Annotated in this window: 15 protein-coding genes; 14 read left to right on the forward strand and 1 reads right to left on the reverse strand. The window is 33.6% G+C overall.

From position 1 onward, the window contains the following. The first annotated feature begins 1 nt into the window (after position 1). From DWV06_RS11005 to DWV06_RS11015, 3 genes are read left to right on the forward strand one after another with little or no spacing between them, the layout of a single operon-like run. Positions 2 to 799, forward strand: coding sequence for an MBL fold metallo-hydrolase (locus DWV06_RS11005; protein WP_115482239.1), 798 nt, complete (start codon positions 2 to 4; stop codon positions 797 to 799). Positions 800 to 816: 17 nt separating this feature from the next. Next, complete coding sequence (locus DWV06_RS11010) at positions 817 to 1,089, forward strand: ACT domain-containing protein (protein WP_115482240.1); 273 nt, start codon at positions 817 to 819, stop codon at positions 1,087 to 1,089. A 30-nt stretch (positions 1,090 to 1,119) separates the two neighbouring features. Beyond that, positions 1,120 to 2,484 (forward strand): PFL family protein, encoded by a 1,365-nt coding sequence (locus tag DWV06_RS11015; RefSeq protein ID WP_115482241.1) that lies wholly within the window; start codon positions 1,120 to 1,122, stop codon positions 2,482 to 2,484. Positions 2,485 to 2,486: 2 nt separating this feature from the next. On the opposite strand, the gene DWV06_RS11020 is transcribed toward DWV06_RS11015, so the two are convergent. After that, positions 2,487 to 3,755 carry a nucleotidyltransferase gene (locus DWV06_RS11020; RefSeq protein ID WP_115482242.1) on the reverse strand — a complete coding sequence of 423 codons (1,269 nt, stop codon included), beginning with the start codon at positions 3,753 to 3,755 and terminating at the stop codon, positions 2,487 to 2,489. A 262-nt stretch (positions 3,756 to 4,017) separates the two neighbouring features. On the opposite strand from DWV06_RS11020, the gene pta reads away from it, so the two are divergent. From pta to ilvA, 11 genes are all read left to right on the forward strand, one after another. Then, positions 4,018 to 5,022 carry a phosphate acetyltransferase gene (gene pta / locus DWV06_RS11025; protein ID WP_115482243.1) on the forward strand — a complete coding sequence of 335 codons (1,005 nt, stop codon included), beginning with the start codon at positions 4,018 to 4,020 and terminating at the stop codon, positions 5,020 to 5,022. A gap of 42 nt (positions 5,023 to 5,064) precedes the next feature. Continuing rightward, positions 5,065 to 6,255 (forward strand): acetate/propionate family kinase, encoded by a 1,191-nt coding sequence (locus DWV06_RS11030; RefSeq protein ID WP_115482244.1) that lies wholly within the window; start codon positions 5,065 to 5,067, stop codon positions 6,253 to 6,255. 164 nt (positions 6,256 to 6,419) lie between these two features. Further along, on the forward strand, positions 6,420 to 6,947 hold the full coding sequence (locus tag DWV06_RS11035; RefSeq protein WP_115482245.1) for a YceD family protein: 528 nt from the start codon (positions 6,420 to 6,422) through the stop codon (positions 6,945 to 6,947). Positions 6,948 to 6,949: 2 nt separating this feature from the next. Beyond that, entirely contained in the window at positions 6,950 to 7,132 is a 183-nt protein-coding gene (gene rpmF / locus DWV06_RS11040) for a 50S ribosomal protein L32 (RefSeq protein ID WP_115482246.1), read from the forward strand. A 616-nt stretch (positions 7,133 to 7,748) separates the two neighbouring features. After that, positions 7,749 to 7,934, forward strand: coding sequence for a hypothetical protein (locus tag DWV06_RS11045; RefSeq protein WP_162300621.1), 186 nt, complete (start codon positions 7,749 to 7,751; stop codon positions 7,932 to 7,934). Positions 7,935 to 8,212: 278 nt separating this feature from the next. Further along, the gene (gene plsX / locus DWV06_RS11050) at positions 8,213 to 9,226 is read left to right on the forward strand and encodes a phosphate acyltransferase PlsX (protein WP_115482248.1); all 1,014 of its coding nucleotides are present in this window, start codon (positions 8,213 to 8,215) and stop codon (positions 9,224 to 9,226) included. Between the two features lie 16 nt (positions 9,227 to 9,242). Further along, positions 9,243 to 9,473, forward strand: coding sequence for an acyl carrier protein (gene acpP, locus DWV06_RS11055; RefSeq protein ID WP_115482249.1), 231 nt, complete (start codon positions 9,243 to 9,245; stop codon positions 9,471 to 9,473). Between the two features lie 100 nt (positions 9,474 to 9,573). After that, a complete protein-coding gene (gene rnc / locus DWV06_RS11060) occupies positions 9,574 to 10,263 on the forward strand; it encodes a ribonuclease III (protein WP_115482250.1) in 690 nt (229 codons plus the stop codon). Positions 10,264 to 10,266: 3 nt separating this feature from the next. Beyond that, the gene (smc, locus tag DWV06_RS11065) at positions 10,267 to 13,827 is read left to right on the forward strand and encodes a chromosome segregation protein SMC (protein ID WP_115482251.1); all 3,561 of its coding nucleotides are present in this window, start codon (positions 10,267 to 10,269) and stop codon (positions 13,825 to 13,827) included. Between the two features lie 42 nt (positions 13,828 to 13,869). Next, complete coding sequence (gene ftsY, locus DWV06_RS11070) at positions 13,870 to 14,799, forward strand: signal recognition particle-docking protein FtsY (protein ID WP_115482252.1); 930 nt, start codon at positions 13,870 to 13,872, stop codon at positions 14,797 to 14,799. Between the two features lie 14 nt (positions 14,800 to 14,813). Next, positions 14,814 to 16,025: a threonine ammonia-lyase gene (gene ilvA / locus DWV06_RS11075; RefSeq protein WP_115482253.1), complete on the forward strand. Its 1,212-nt coding sequence runs from the start codon at positions 14,814 to 14,816 to the stop codon at positions 16,023 to 16,025. The last annotated feature ends 230 nt before the right edge of the window (positions 16,026 to 16,255 follow it).

Consider the following 16,255-nt stretch of genomic DNA (forward strand, 5'->3'; position numbering starts at 1 on the left):
CATGAGATTATGCAGTGTAGCAAGCGGAAGCAGTGGAAACTGCATTTACGCAGGAGTAAATGACACCCATGTAATGATTGATGCAGGAATTAGTGGGAAAAAAATTGAACAGGGATTAAATGAAATAGGATTACAAACAAAAGATATACAAGGAATTGTAATCACACATGAGCATATAGATCATGTAAAAGGGTTAGGAGTTTTAGCCAGAAAGTTTGAGATTCCCATTTATGGGACACGAGGGACAATACAGGCAGTCCGGAATATTTCATCTCTGGGTAGATTTCCTGATGGACTTTTTCATGAAATCAAAGAAGATGAGTCATTTCAGATTCATGAAATACATATTAAGCCGTTTGCAGTATCGCATGATGCAGTACAGCCGGTATCTTATGTTATGGAACATGAAGGAAGTTCGTTTGGTGTAGTTACTGATTTAGGTATGTACGATGATTATACGATTGAAAAATTAAAAGGGCTGGATGCATTATTATTAGAGGCAAATCATGATGTCAGAATGTTGCAGACCGGAAAATACCCTTATTATTTAAAACAAAGAATACTTGGAGCAAGAGGTCATCTTTCAAATGAAGTATCGGGACAGTTGCTTTGTGAGATATTACATGATAAATTAAAGTATGTCTTATTAGGACATCTTAGTAAAGAAAATAATTATGAAGAATTGGCATATGAAACAGTTTGTTCTGAAATTACTTTAGGTGATAATCAGTATCGTGCCAATGATTTTTCCATTCAGATAGCAAAAAGAGATGGAATATCAGAATTAGTTGAATTTTAATGCGAGGAGAGAAAAAAATGAAAAAAACAATAATAACTGTAGTAGGTAGAGATACCGTAGGAATCATAGCAAAGGTATGTACTTATTTAGCTGATAATAGTATAAATATTTTAGATATTTCGCAGACGATAGTACAAGATTATTTTAACATGATGATGATTGTAGATATGAATCAATCAACAAAACCATTTCAAGAATGTAAAAGTGAATTAGCCAAGATTGGAGAAGAAATTGGAGTGATTGTAAAATGCCAAAATGAGGATATTTTCAATCAAATGCATAGAATTTGAGCAAAACATTAGAAAGGTAAAACAAGAGATATGATAAATGTATTAGAAGTTTTAGAAACAAATAAAATGATAGAGCAGGAAAATCTGGATGTAAGAACGATTACACTTGGAATTAGTCTCATTGATTGTATTGATTCGGATATAAAAGAATTAAATCGTAAAATTTATGAAAAAATTACTAAAACAGCGAAAAACCTAGTTTCGGTCGGAAATGAAATAGAGCAGATGTATGGAATACCTGTTGTAAATAAAAGAATTTCCGTAACACCTATATCATTAATAGGAGCATCTGCCTGTAAAACATCTGAGGACTTTGTTCGTATTGCTGAGACATTAGAAAAAGCAGCGTTAGAAGTTGGTGTGAATTTTATTGGTGGTTATTCTGCACTTGTTTCAAAAGGTATGACTTTTGCAGATGAAAAATTAATTCGTTCCATTCCGAAGGCACTTTCTACAACAAGCAGAGTATGCAGCTCAGTTAATGTAGGAACAACAAAGACAGGAATTAATATGGATGCAGTCAAACTACTTGGAGAGATCATATTAGAAACGGCTGAGTTAACAAAAGAGGTGGATTCTTTAGGCTGTGCAAAGTTTGTTGTGTTTTGTAATGCACCCGATGACAATCCGTTTATGGCAGGTGCATTTCATGGTGTAACAGAAGCTGACGCTATTATTAATGTTGGTGTAAGCGGACCTGGAGTTGTTAAGAAAGCATTAGAAGAAGTTAGAGGAGAAAATTTTGAAATTCTATGTGAAACAATCAAGAAGACTGCATTTAAAGTAACACGTGTAGGTCAGCTGGTTGCACAGGAAGCTTCCAAACGTCTCGGGATCCCTTTTGGAATCATTGATTTATCACTAGCGCCGACTCCGGCTATTGGAGATAGTGTTGCTGAAATCTTAGAGGAAATTGGTTTAGAATATGCAGGTGCACCGGGTACCACTGCAGCATTAGCATTACTTAATGACCAAGTGAAAAAGGGTGGGGTAATGGCTTCTTCTTTTGTTGGCGGACTGAGTGGTGCATTTATACCGGTTAGTGAAGACCAAAGGATGATTGATGCTGCAAAAGTCAATGCAATATCTTTGGAGAAATTAGAAGCAATGACCTGCGTATGTTCTGTTGGATTAGATATGATTGCAATTCCCGGAAGTACCAAAGCAACTACTATTTCCGGAATTATAGCAGATGAAATGGCAATAGGAATGATCAATCAAAAAACAACTGCAGTAAGACTTATTCCTGTGATTGGAAAAGAAGTTGGCGAGGTAGCAGAATTTGGTGGTTTATTAGGTTATGCACCGATTATGCCTGTTAATCAATATTCCTGTGATGCATTTGTTAATCGGGGAGGAAGGATTCCTGCGCCAATTCATAGTTTTAAAAATTAATATCAGTTATAAAATTCAAGCTCGGTCTTATATTCATTATAAGGCTGAGTTTTAAATTTGCTACTGACAATTCCCTGATAAATTTGAGAGGCAAAAATATCTTGTTGAATCATTTTTTTGCCTAATTCAGAAAGAGCATCAGTTTGAGAGGAAAGCTTTGTTATCATTGGAGTACTGCTATTTTCCTTAATTTTAGTAAGTAGTTTAGAAGCAGATTTATTAATTCCCAAAATTCTTGCATATGGGACTTCCACAGAATTAACAAAAGAATTATGAGAAGCAGCAGTCTTTAAATTTAATAGAACATGGATCAGGCAACGGCATATTCTTGTGTATGTCATTTCTTTCGATTTTAGTAAATTGCAAAACTGATCAAAATTCTCGTATTTTGATAATGATCCAAGTATTCTGTTTGATAAAGCAGGGGATACATCTAAAAATTGTTCTAAACCTAAATCTTTATCCATATGAAGTTTATAATATAATAAATCAGAAAGGTCATTGGAAACAATCGGATAAGTTTTGTTCCTATTTTCTTTTAATAAACGAAAGCTGGTGTTTGGTACCTGAGAATCTAAAAAATCTAAATTTTTAGATTCTAATATATGTTTCCGAATAGAAGAAGCAGAACTAAAATGAGTTCCCAATTCTGTAGAATGATATCCGGAATCTAACCGAGATATTGTAATTGGCTTGATATAGCTTGAAAGTTTCAGCAGAGCTTTACAATATTCAATCCCTAAGATGTTATTTGGATTAGATAATATCTCGTTTAGCTCTTCTTTTGATGTATTAAATGAGATATTATTATTTGAAAATAAGTAATCTTCAATTGCTTTTTGACGGGCAAGCGGATAAGAAAGACCATTTTTTAGAAAAGTTTTTAGTTTTATTAAATAATCAGTTGGTTCCTTAACTAAAATCTCAGCAATTTCTTGAAGCGATTTTATTTGACCGCATTCACTCCCAAAACAAAGATAATCTACGCAATTCAATGCATCTAATATCGATACTGATCCATATGCGAATGATTCGGCACTTCCCGAAGCATAAATAACGGGAAGCTCTATTACGATATCCGCCCCATTTTCCAATGCCATTCTGGTTCTGGAAAACTTGTCAATTATGGCAGGGGCCCCTCGTTGAACAAAGTTTCCACTCATAATAATAATTGCATATTGTGATTGGGTTAACTCTTTCGCTTTTTGGATATGATATAAATGACCATTATGAAATGGATTGTATTCTGCAATAATTCCTACTGTATTCAATGGTTCCCTCCTGATTTTCAAGATATTTGAAGATATTTTATCAGTTTTATTATGAAAATACAAATTTTATTTTTTCTTAAGAAATAAAAAAGTAAAAGTGTTAAAGAATTAACAAAAAAATGAGTACATCTTGGCTACTTTGTACTTGATTTAGTACCAAAAGTGGAGAATTACATCTTGTATACAATAAGCAAAAGGTTTATAATATATTCATATAGAACTTAGAGAATAGGGCTGATAAATAACGGAAGGAGAGATTAAATTGGCGTTTATTGATGTCATTAAAGAAAAAGCAAAGAAAGATAAGAAAACAATTGTTTTACCTGAAACAAGAGACAAAAGAACTTTAATTGCGGCAGCACAAGTATTAGAGGAAGGTACTGCTAATATTGTAATGATTGGGAAAGAAGAAAAAATCTTCGATGGTGCCGGATGGTTAGAAGTGGATCTTACAGGAGTGAAAGTAATTGATCCTGATGAGACTGATAAATTAGAACATTATGTCAAGACGTTAACTGAGTTGAGAAAAAACAAAGGAATGACAGAAGAAAAAGCGAGAGAGATACTTTTAAATGATTACCTTACTTTTGGTGTTATGATGGTGAAGTGTAAAGATGCGGATGGTATGGTTGCAGGTGCATGCCATGCAACGGCCGATGTTTTAAGACCTTCTCTTCAGATTCTTAAAACTGCACCAGGTACAGATCTTGTATCTGCTTTCTTTATCATGGACGTTCCGAATTGTGAATATGGATCACATGGAACTTTTGTATTTGCTGACTGTGGACTGAATCAAGATCCGACTGCATCAGAATTAGCTTGTATTGCAGACAGCAGTGCCAAAAGTTTTAGAAGTCTGGTAGGAGAAAAGCCGGTGATCGCTATGCTGTCACATTCAACAAAAGGCAGCGCAAAACATGCATTGGTTGATAAAGTTGTAGAAGCTACTGAAATTGCAAAAGAGAGATATCCACAATTGACTTTGGATGGTGAGTTACAATTAGATGCATCAATTGTACCAAGTATTGGGGCATCAAAAGCAAAAGGAAGTCCTGTTGCAGGTCATGCAAATGTTCTGGTATTTCCTAATTTGGATGCCGGAAACATTGGTTACAAATTAGTACAAAGATTAGCAAAAGCAGATGCTTACGGTCCGATGTTACAAGGGATTGCAAGTCCAGTTAACGATTTGTCAAGAGGATGTTCTGCAGAAGACATCGTAGGTGTTATCGCATTGACTGCTGTACAGGCTCAATTAAATGTGTAAAAAGAGGCATAAAGGATTTTAGTATAGAAAAGAGGGTTAAACGTGAATATATTAGTTGTAAATTGTGGAAGTTCTTCGCTAAAATTTCAGTTAATTGATTCCAATACGGAAGAGGTTTTAGCAAAAGGTATTTGTGAAAGAATTGGAATTGACGGTAGAATCGTATATCAAAAAGGAGAGGGAGAAAAAGAAGTCACAGATTCTCCTATGCCGACTCATAAACAGGCAATTCAATTAGTCTTAAATGCACTTATGAACGAGAAATCAGGTGTTATTAAAAGTCTTGATGAGGTAGGGGCAGTTGGACATCGTGTAGTACATGGCGGCGAAAAATTTGCATCATCTATTATTTTAAATAATGAAGTAATAAAAGGAATTGAAGAATGTAATGATTTGGCTCCTCTTCATAATCCGGCAAATTTAATTGGTATTCATGCATGTAAAGAGTTAATGCCTGGCACTCCTATGGTTGCTGTTTTTGATACAGCGTTTCACCAAACAATGCCGGAAAAATCATATATGTATGGACTTCCATACAAATATTATGATGAATATAAAATAAGAAGATATGGTTTCCATGGAACAAGTCATAGTTATGTTTCAAAAAAAGCAGCAGAGCTTTTAAATCAACCATATGAAAGTATGAAAATGATAGTATGTCATCTGGGAAATGGTGCAAGTATTTGTGCTGTTGAAAATGGAAAATCAGTTGATACATCTATGGGATTAACTCCATTAGAAGGTTTGGTCATGGGAACACGTTCCGGCGATATTGATCCAGCGATTATTGAGTTTATTGCTCAAAAAGAAGGATTAGATATTACATCAATCATGAATATTTTGAATAAAGAGTCAGGTGTTTATGGAATTTCGGGAGTATCCAGTGATTTTAGAGATTTAGAAAGTGCAGCAGCAAATGGTGATGAACGTGCTGCAAGAGCATTGGAGATATTTCGATATAGAGTGTTAAAATATATTGGTTCCTATATTGCAGCATTGAATGGTGTAGATGCTATTTGCTTTACTGCCGGTTTAGGTGAAAATGATCCGGTTCTGCGTTCAACAGTTTGTAATAACTTAGCATACTTAGGTATTGAAATTGATAAAGAAGCAAATAGCGTTCGTGGAAAAGATATTGTTATTTCAACACCGGATTCCAAAGTCAAAGTTCTAGTGATTCCAACGAATGAAGAACTTGCCATTGCAAGGGAGACTTTAGCTTTAGTTAAATAATAAGATATTGTTCAATTGCACCTCTTAAACTAAAAAACGTGTGATTATAAAAAATGATTGACAAATCAAAAGTGTATGGGTATAATTGATTGGTGTGGAAATAGCATAGAAATCGATGCATTCCAACTATAATTATGTCTTATAATAGACGAATTGAGGAATATATGCTAATAAACATATCAGATATTTTATCTCATGAAAATCAGGTCGTGCAAAAAGAAGTCGTGTTAGAGATGGAGGAATTTACTTTTAAAATGGGAACTTTTCCTATTATAGAGAAAACTCCGGTACATTTGATACTGACAAATATGGGCAATAAAAAATTGCTGGTAGAGGGAATGGTAGATTTATCTCTAGTAATTCCATGTGCAAGATGTTTGGAAGATGTTAAAACCGACATGCACCTGAATATTTCAAAAGAAGTCGATATGAAGATTTCTGATGAAGAACGAATGAAAGAAATGGATGAAACACATTTTATGCTTGGATATGATCTGGATGTAGAGAAGCTGATTTATGGAGAAATTTTATTGAATTGGCCGATTAAGGTTCTATGTAAAGAAGACTGTTTGGGAATCTGTAGTATCTGTGGCAAGAATCTTAATTTAGGTAAATGCGAGTGTGATACAGAAACATTAGATCCAAGAATGGCAGCAATCCAAGATGTTTTTAAGAAATTTAAGGAGGTGTAATTATGTCTATCTGTCCAAAAAATAAATCTTCTAAAGGAAGAAGAGATAAGAGAAGAGCTAACTGGAAAATGAGTGTTCCAAATTTAGTAAAATGCAGTAAATGTGGAGCTTTAATGATGCCTCACAGAGTATGTAAGGCTTGTGGCTCATACAACAAAAAAGAAATTATCTCAGTTGATAAATAATAAAAGATAACATGCTTTGAAGAATGAGAAGGTGTCGCGCTAAATGTGCGGTGCCTTTTTTGTGGCTCTGTGTCAATAGTTAGCTGTGATTCTCTGAATCACGTCCATTTACTGATATTATGGCAACTTTTATTATGGATTTAAAATAATAAATGAAAGGAATAATATTTCATGAATTTAAAAAAAAATATTTTTATTCAATTAATAATTTATATCTTAATATTATTAGGGTTTATAATTTTTCTTGATTACAATATTAGAATAGCAATCTATATTTTAATTGCTCAAGCAATAGGTATGATTATTAGTCTTTTATTTATAAAATTATTTTCAAAATAAACAATAAGATAATCTTTTTTATTTTAATAATAAATATACAGTAAAAAATAAAACAGTATCCTTTAAAATTAATAAGAACTGGGAAGCTTATCAGCAGAATAAGATTGAGGAATACTAACTAGAAGATGGCAGAGTTGATTATAAAAAGTTAAATGCTGATTTCTGGAATCGAGAGGATGGGTTCTTTCAAGGGAATTGGTGGCAAGATCAAGAGAAATTAGCTATGGCAGCTTATGTTTAAAAATTAGAGGCTGGGACTTTTGGTGAAATAAATATCGTGGACATGATAAGCCAATATAGAGATGGGGAACATAATCCAAGACTAAATGCATTACAGGCGTTAGCGAATGCTCCAAGGCAATCCTCGTATAATATTTCGTTAATTGATGCATTTATAACCAATCTCTATGCTTGTGGAAGAAAATTTGATGAAAGCAAAAGATCTGAATTTATGAAAAGTTAATATAAAATCCAATAAGTACTTAAAGTAATATTTATTATGGTTATACAATTATTTAAAACTTTTTTCAATCTCAAAACTCCTCAATTTATCTAATAAATTTATAAAGAGTATAAAAAAAGATAGCCAATCAAGGCTATTTTTAAAATTAAAACCAGGCTTCACGAAAAGCAAATCATAAGAATAAATTATAAGAATACAATAAAGAAAATAGAAAAAAATTATTGATTTATATTTCGATATATAGTATATTTGCATATAGGTATGCAAGGAGGATAAAAATGCAGGATATAGTAAAAATAGCTGTGGATGCTATGGGTGGAGATAACGCACCAACAGAGATTGTAAAAGGTACTATTCAAGCTATTAAAAAACGTCAAGACATTAAAGTATTTCTCGTAGGCAAAGAAGAAGTCATAAAAAAAGAATTAGCTCAGTATGAATATCCAGAAGGACAGCTTGAAATTGTAAATGCTAAGGAAGTGATAGAAACAGCAGAACCTCCAGTTATGGCAATACGCAGGAAAAAAGATTCTTCCATTGTAAAAGCAATGAATCTTGTAAAAAGCGGGGAAGCAGATGCGTTAGTTTCAGCCGGAAGTTCCGGAGCTATATTGGTCGGAGGACAAGTTATTGTTGGAAGGATAAAAGGCGTGGAGAGGCCTCCTTTAGCTCCTTTGATTCCAACCAAAAAAGGAGTTTCACTTTTAATCGATTGTGGAGCAAATGTTGATGCAAGGGCGTCACATTTACTACAATTTGCAAAAATGGGTTCTGTTTATATGGAAAATGTAATAGGAATTAAAAATCCCAAAGTGGCAATAGTAAATATAGGCGCTGAAGAAGAAAAAGGAAATGCATTGGTTAAAGAAACATTCCCATTATTAAAAAATTCTCCCGAGATTAATTTTATTGGAAGTATTGAAGCAAGAGATATTCCGAGCGGAGATGCAGATGTAATCGTATGTGAAGCCTTTGTAGGAAATGTAATTTTAAAATTGTATGAAGGAGTAGGGGCTACCTTAATCGGTAAGATAAAAGAAGGAATGATGAGTTCCCTGCGTTCAAAAATCGGAGCTTTGTTGGTAAAACCGGCATTGAAAGAGACATTAAAATCATTTGATGCAAGTCAGTATGGTGGGGCACCGCTACTTGGGTTGAATGGATTGGTAGTGAAGACACATGGTAGTTCTAAAGCAACAGAAGTAATGAATTCGATTATACAATGCGTTACTTTTAAAGAACAAAATATAAATGAAAAAATAAAGCAGAATATATCTTTAAACGAAGAATAAGGAAAGGGTGTTTAAGATGGAATTTGAAAAATTAAAAAAAATAATTGCAGAAGTATTGAATGTGGATGTAGCAGAAATTACTATGGAGACAACATTTGTAGATGATCTGGGAGCAGATTCATTAGATATTTTTCAAATAATTATGGGTATTGAAGAAGAATTTGATATTGAAATTGCAAATGAAGAAGCTGAAAAAATTGCCACAGTAGGAGATGCAGTTGAACAAATAAAAAATGCAATAAACTAATGTGAACGCAGAAAAAGCCCTTTATTGAAGGGCTTTTTCGCTTTACGACAGGTAGAAAATTGTTTGTAAAATATGATACGGGAATAAAAGATGGGAAGTGATGAAAATTAGATTAGAAGATCTTCAAAAGAGAATAGGCTATCAATTTAGTGATATTTCATTATTAAAACAGGCAATGACCCATAGTTCTTACGCGAACGAACGTAAACTGGGTAAATTAATGAATAATGAAAGATTGGAATTTTTGGGTGATGCGGTTTTAGAACTAGTATCCAGTGAGTTTTTGTATACTAATAATCCACAGCTTCATGAAGGTGACTTGACGAAAACAAGAGCAAGTATTGTATGCGAATCTACTTTAGCTTTTTGTACAAGACAGATAGAATTAGGGAAATATCTTCTTTTGGGAAAAGGAGAAGAACACACTGGAGGAAGAGACAGGAATTCTATTGTATCAGATGCAATGGAGGCTTTAATTGGTGCAATTTATTTAGATGGTGGTTTTGCTAATGCAAAAGAGTTCATCAATCAATTTATTTTGAAGGATATAGAAAAGAAAAAGCTCTTTTTTGATAGCAAGACTATCTTACAAGAGGTGATACAGAAAATGAATCGTGGTGAGCTTTCCTATGAATTAATCTCAGAGGAAGGTCCGGATCATGCGAAACAATTTGTGGTCAATGCAAAAATAGATGAGGAAGTTATTGGAAATGGAAGGGGTAAAACAAAAAAAGCAGCGGAACAGGAAGCCGCTTATAGTGCGCTGATGAAATTAAACGCTAAGGAGTAAACTATGTATTTAAAAAGTATAGAAGTACACGGATTTAAATCGTTTGCTAACAAAATTGTATTTGATTTTCATAATGGAATCACAGGAATTGTAGGACCTAATGGAAGTGGAAAAAGTAATGTTGCAGATGCCGTGCGCTGGGTGTTAGGTGAGCAGAGAGTAAAGCAGCTTAGAAGTTCCAGTATGCAGGATGTTATTTTTTCAGGTACAGAAAATAGAAAGCCATTAGGGTATGCTTATGTTGCAATTACTCTTGATAATTCAGATCATCAGTTGCCTATTGATTACGAAGAAGTTACCATTGCAAGACGTGTGTATCGTTCAGGAGAAAGTGAATATTTATTAAACGGTACCAGTTGTAGGTTAAAAGATGTGAATGAACTTTTTTATGATACAGGAATCGGTAAGGAAGGTTATTCTATAATCGGTCAGGGACAAATTGAGCGGATATTAAGCGGAAAACCGGAAGAAAGAAGAGAATTATTTGATGAAGCTGCCGGTATCGTAAAATATAAGAGAAGAAAGGCCACTGCTCAGAAAAAGCTTGAAAGTGAAAGGCAGAATCTTGTACGAATAAAAGATATTCTTTCAGAATTAGAAAAACAGATTGGTCCTTTAGAGAAACAAGCAGAAACCGCAAAAATTTATTTGAAAAAGAAAGAAGAATTAAAAACCTATGATGTTAATATGTTTTTAATGGAAATTGAACAATTAAAAGAGCAGTCTCTTGAAATAGAGAAGAAACTAGTTATTGTAGAAAATGATTTAGAAGAAACAACGAATAATTATGAAAATACAAAAACGGAATATGAAAAAATTGAATTAAATATTTCGAATACAGATGAAGTTTTAAAAAATACCAGAGATGAATTGAATCAAACAATTGTATTAAGTGGAAAATTAGAAGGACAGATCAATGTATTAAAAGAACAGATTAATACGGCCAAAATGAATGATGAGCATTTGAGAAGTCGTTTGGAGAATATTCAAAATGCCTGGGACGAAAAAAAGAGTCAGCATGATATTTTAAAAGAGGAAAAAGCGGATTTTAATATTACATTAGAGAATCAAATTAAGATACAAGAAGATGCTCAAAGTCAATTACAAAAGATACAAAATAAAATTTCAAATTTGACGAAACAGATAGAATCAGGGAAAAGTGAAATCATACAAATTTTAAATGACAAAGGTTCAACGAAAGGAAAACTGCAAAGATATGATACTATGCTTGAGCAGGTGAATATTCGAAAAGCGCAGTTAAGTCAAAGACTTTTAAGATTAAAAAGCGAAGAGGCCGAACAGGATATTTTGCTGGCTGATTATCGGAAGAAACTTGAAGATGCTACAAGTATTATTGTAGAGTTGGAAAATCGTTTTGAAGTCGTTAAAAAGCAAATTGTTGAACTTAAAAGTGAAAGAGAAGCCGCAAATAAAGAATTAGAACAAAAAAATATATTATATCATAGTACAAAATCAAAGTTAGAATCCTTAAAAAACCTAACAGAGCGATATGATGGTTATGGTAACAGTATTCGTAAAGTAATGGAAAATAAGGACAAAGAACTTGGTCTGTTAGGAGTAGTTGCAGATATCATTAAAGTGGATAAGGAATATGAGATTGCAATCGAAACAGCCTTAGGTGGTAGTATACAAAATATTGTTACAGATAATGAGAATACTGCCAAGAAAATGATTGAGTATTTGAAGAAAAATAAATTTGGAAGGGCAACATTTTTGCCATTAACAAGTATTGGTAATCGAAATTCTCATCAAAATGATAAAGTACTTTCTGAAAATGGAGTAATTGGATTTGCTCATACTCTGGTTAAAGTTGAGAAGAAGTTTGAAGAATTAGCAAATTATTTATTGGGAAGAATTTTGGTTGTAGATCATATTGACCATGCGATTGCTCTTGCCAAAAAATATAATCATTCTGTACGTATCGTTACATTGGAAGGGGAATCTTTAAACACCGGTGGTTCTATGACTGGAGGTGCTTTTAAAAATTCTAGTAATCTTCTAGGGCGTCGTAGAGAAATAGAAGAGATAGAAAATAAATTACAGGAAATTAAAAATTCAGTACAAAAAACGCAAGAAAAAATTGAGTATATAAGAAAAGAATATCAAATACTTACAGAGGAAAGTGAAGATATTAAAAAAGAAGTGCAAGAGCAGTATATTGTACAAAATACCGCTCAGTTAAACGTATCGCAGGCAGAAACCAAAAGAGAAGAAGCAGAATTAGGATTTGATAGTTTAAAGATAGAAAATGCTGAGATTGAAAAGCAGTTGTTAGAAATTAAAGATAGCAAAGAACTTATTTTATTAGAAATATCTATGTCTGAAAAGCGTGAGAAAGAAATTGAAAAAGAGATTGAGGAGTATCAGTATCAACTGGAATCAGATTCAAAGGACGAGGCTGAACAGAGTCAACAGTTAGCCAAGATTCAGATGGAGGTTTCTAATTTAAAACAAAAAGAAGAGTTCATGAAGGAAAATGAGAATCGTATTTTCCAGGAAATGAATAAATTAGAAGAAGAAAAAGAAATATTACAAAACAATGCTACAGCTGCGGTAGAAGAAGTTGAGAATAAGAATCATCAGATTCATGAAATCAATGAAACGATAGAAAAATCAAAAGAAACGCAGATAGAGTTAGAATCTAAAATGAAAGACTTAGAAATAGAAAAAGAAAAGTGGTCATCCAGTTATAAGGGATTTTTTGAAAAAAGGGAAGATTTATCTAAAAGAATGAATCAATTGGATAAAGAGGTTTTCCGTCTAAACTCACAAATAGAGAAAATGAGAGAACAAATTGAGAACCAGACGAATTATATGTGGGATGAGTACGAACTGACTTTTCATGCAGCAAAAGAATTGCGTGACGAAGCTATGGACAATCTTGCTCTTATGAAAAAAGAAATTGCAACCTTAAAAGATGCGATCCGTAAGTTAGGGGATGTTAACGTTAATGCGATTGAGGACTATAAGAACTTATCAGAACGGTATGAGTTTTTAAAAACCCAACATGATGATTTGATCATTGCAGAAGAAACTTTAATACATATTATTGAAGAGTTAGACACTGGAATGCGCAAACAATTCCAAGAAAAATTTCTTGAAATTAAAAGAGAGTATGATAAAGCCTTCAAGGAATTATTCGGTGGAGGAAAAGGTACTTTGGAATTGGTCGAAGGAGAAGATATCCTAGAGACAGGAATTCGAATTATAGCTCAGCCGCCAGGGAAAAAACTTCAAAATATGATGCAATTATCAGGAGGAGAAAAAGCATTGACAGCCATTGCCTTATTATTTGCAATTCAGAATTTAAAACCTTCTCCATTTTGTTTATTAGATGAGATCGAGGCGGCATTGGATGACTCTAATGTAGGAAGATTTGCCAATTATCTCAATAAATTGACCAAGCATACTCAGTTTATTATTATAACTCATAGAAGAGGTACTATGGCGGCGGCAGATCGATTATATGGTATTACAATGCAGGAAAAAGGAGTATCTACTCTAGTTTCTGTTAATTTAATAGAAGAGGATTTAGACAAATAAATAGTTTGTGTACGAGGTACAAATAAAGTTAGGAGGGACAACATGAGCGAAGAAAAAAAAGGTTTTTTTGGGAGACTTGTAGCCGGCTTATCAAAAACCCGTGATAATATTGTAGCTGGAATTGATAGTATTTTTAGTGGATTTTCCAGTATAGATGAAGAATTTTATGAAGAAATTGAAGAAATCTTAGTAATGGGAGATTTAGGGATAAATGCTACAACAGCAATTATTGAGGATTTAAAAGCAAAAGTGAAAGAAAATAAAATAAAAGAGCCATTTGAATGTAAAGAACTTTTAATTAAGAGTATGAAAGAACAGATGGATGTAGGAGAGACAGCATATGAATTTGAAAACAAACAGTCTGTTGTTTTGGTAATCGGTGTGAATGGGGTTGGAAAAACAACATCTGTAGGAAAACTTGCTGGAAAATTAAAAGATCAAGGTAAAAAAGTTGTATTAGCAGCTGCAGATACATTCCGAGCAGCTGCAAGCGAACAACTGACGGAATGGGCCAATCGTGCAGGTGTCGATATCATCGGCGGACAAGAAGGAGCAGACCCTGCCGCTGTAGTATTTGATGCAGTTGCCGCTGCAAAAGCAAGAAAAGCAGATGTTTTATTATGTGATACAGCGGGCCGTCTTCACAATAAAAAGAATTTAATGGAAGAACTCCGTAAAATTAATAGAATTTTAGAAAAAGAATATCCGGAAGCTTATCGAGAAACTTTAGTCGTATTAGACGGGACTACTGGACAGAATGCTTTGTCTCAGGCTCGTGAATTTAAAGAAGTTGCAGATATAACCGGTATCATTCTTACAAAGTTGGATGGAACTGCGAAAGGTGGTATTGCAGTTGCAATACAATCCGAATTAAAAATTCCTGTAAAATATATTGGTGTTGGAGAAACAATTGATGATCTCCAAAAATTTGATTCAGAACAATTCATTAATGCACTATTTACCCAAAATTAAGGAAGGAAGACAATATGTTAACTTTAGAGAAGTTTGAAGAAGCAGCAGATGTAGTTAAGCAAGTAACGTTAGAAACGAAATTAGTATTTAGTGATTATTTAAGTCAGCAAACAGGAAATAAGGTTTATTTAAAACCTGAAAATATGCAGTTTACAGGAGCTTACAAAGTCCGTGGATCATATTATAAAATCAGTACTTTGTCGGATGAAGAAAGAGAGAAAGGACTGATTACAGCATCAGCAGGAAATCATGCCCAAGGAGTGGCCTATGCAGCTAAATGTTTTGGTGCAAAAGCAGTTATTGTTATGCCAATGACGACTCCGCTTATGAAAGTGAACCGAACGAAAAGTTATGGAGCAGAAGTGATATTATATGGGGATGTGTACGATGAAGCATGTCAGAAAGCTTATGATTTGGCACAAGAGTATGGTTATACTTTTATTCATCCTTTTGATGATTTGGCTGTAGCTACGGGACAAGGGACTATCGCTATGGAAATTTTCAAAGAACTTCCATTAGTAGAATATATTCTGGTACCAATCGGTGGAGGCGGACTTGCGGCCGGTGTTTCTACATTAGCGAAACTACTTAATCCAAAAATAAAAGTAATTGGAGTAGAACCTGCAGGGGCTAATTGCATGCAAGAGTCAATAAAAAAGGGGAATGTAATTACATTGCCTAAAGTAAATACGATTGCAGACGGTACTGCTGTTAAAACACCTGGTAGTAATATATTTCCATATGTACAAAAAAATATAGATGAGATCATTACAATTGAAGATGATGAGTTGATTGTTACATTTTTGGATATGGTTGAAAATCATAAGATGATAGCAGAAAACTCTGGTTTGTTAACGATTGCTGCATTGAAAAAACTAAATGTTAAAAATAAAAAAATTGTTTCAATCATAAGCGGAGGTAATATGGATGTAATTACAATGTCATCCATTGTCCAGCATGGTCTGATTTTGCGTGACCGCATTTTTACTGTTTCTGTTCTATTGCCGGATAAACCGGGAGAACTATCTCGTGTAGCAGACGTAATCGCAAAAGAACAAGGGAATGTAATTCGTTTGGAGCATAATCAGTTTGTAAGTACCAATAGAAATGCAGCAGTAGAACTTAGAATTACATTGGAGGCTTTTGGAACGGAGCACAAGAAACAAATAATGAATGCTCTGGAGAAAAAGGAATATCTTCCCAAATTGGTAAGAACTTCATTATAAGTAAAAGATTTCAGGAAAAAAATGCTATTTTAGTTTACTTAAAGCGATTCAGATGATAAAATAAATATGTGTTAAAAAAGCACTTTGCGTTGAGTTTTAGCATAAGGTGCTTTTTTTGCGCGATGATTAGGGGAAAGGAGTGGAAAAATAAGAACGGTCAGGGTAATATAAAAATTTACAATTTACAAGAAGAGGAATGAAGAATGAAGGATAAGTACCAAAGGGGAGGA

Origin of the sequence: Anaerosacchariphilus polymeriproducens, assembly GCF_003363435.1 — a bacterium.
GTDB classification, from domain to species: Bacteria; Bacillota; Clostridia; order Lachnospirales; family Lachnospiraceae; genus Anaerosacchariphilus; species Anaerosacchariphilus polymeriproducens.

Bases quoted from the DNA above. Each gene is read 5' to 3' on its own strand.
- acpP (WP_115482249.1), top strand. From the start codon at position 9,243: ATGGAATTTGAAAAATTAAAAAAAATAATTGCAGAAGTATTGAATGTG.
- ftsY (WP_115482252.1), top strand. From the start codon at position 13,870: ATGAGCGAAGAAAAAAAAGGTTTTTTTGGGAGACTTGTAGCCGGCTTA.
- ilvA (WP_115482253.1), top strand. From the start codon at position 14,814: ATGTTAACTTTAGAGAAGTTTGAAGAAGCAGCAGATGTAGTTAAGCAA.
- DWV06_RS11010 (WP_115482240.1), top strand. From the start codon at position 817: ATGAAAAAAACAATAATAACTGTAGTAGGTAGAGATACCGTAGGAATC.
- rpmF (WP_115482246.1), top strand. From the start codon at position 6,950: ATGTCTATCTGTCCAAAAAATAAATCTTCTAAAGGAAGAAGAGATAAG.
- plsX (WP_115482248.1), top strand. From the start codon at position 8,213: ATGCAGGATATAGTAAAAATAGCTGTGGATGCTATGGGTGGAGATAAC.
- smc (WP_115482251.1), top strand. From the start codon at position 10,267: ATGTATTTAAAAAGTATAGAAGTACACGGATTTAAATCGTTTGCTAAC.
- DWV06_RS11035 (WP_115482245.1), top strand. From the start codon at position 6,420: ATGCTAATAAACATATCAGATATTTTATCTCATGAAAATCAGGTCGTG.
- DWV06_RS11015 (WP_115482241.1), top strand. From the start codon at position 1,120: ATGATAAATGTATTAGAAGTTTTAGAAACAAATAAAATGATAGAGCAG.
- DWV06_RS11005 (WP_115482239.1), top strand. From the start codon at position 2: ATGAGATTATGCAGTGTAGCAAGCGGAAGCAGTGGAAACTGCATTTAC.
- rnc (WP_115482250.1), top strand. From the start codon at position 9,574: ATGAAAATTAGATTAGAAGATCTTCAAAAGAGAATAGGCTATCAATTT.